The sequence below is a fragment of the Psychrobacter sp. 1U2 genome (assembly GCF_051847575.1).
Window position 1 is genome coordinate 1 of the sequence record NZ_JBPYDC010001410.1, and the last position, 607, is coordinate 607.

The window sequence follows — 607 nt, forward strand, 5'->3', positions numbered from 1 at the left end:
GATGGTTAAGCCTTGAGCGTGGCAGCGCATGGCGCCAATGCGCACACACATACCGTCAATAGCGATATTGTCAGCTTCAGAGTTGCCAAGGATCTTGTTGGTTTCAACACCACCTTTCCACTCTTCACGGGATTGCTTGTTGTCTAACTGAGCATCGATATAAGGGATCAAACTGCCTGCGAGCGGTACGCCAAAATATTGCTTAGGAAAGTTATCTGCGCGCTGGGTCTGCGCAATTTTTTTATCGATGTCCAGAATGGCGCTGGCAGGATCAGCCAGCTCATCTTTAACTGCATCATGCAAGACGCCCATACCATTGATAAGCTCGCGCATATTGTTTGCGCCCGAGCCGCTAGCTGCTTGATACGTCATGGCGCTGACCCATTCGACCCAGCCTTTATTAAACAGTTCACCGATAGCCATTAGCATTAGTGATACTGTACAGTTGCCGCCAATAAAATCCTTTTTGCCATGAGCCAGTGCATTATCGATGACACTACGGTTCACTGGATCAAGGATGATGATGCTGTCATCTTCCATGCGCAAAGTGCTTGCTGCATCAATCCAATAACCACTCCAGCCACTGTCACGCAACGGCTGATGAACT

At 48.8% G+C, this 607-nt stretch carries 1 protein-coding gene; it reads right to left on the reverse strand.

Annotation, left to right across the window (positions count from 1 at the left end):
- Positions 1-607 (reverse strand): aspartate-semialdehyde dehydrogenase (locus ACS8FD_RS22365; RefSeq protein WP_439277480.1); only part of this gene is annotated, 607 nt, incomplete at both ends.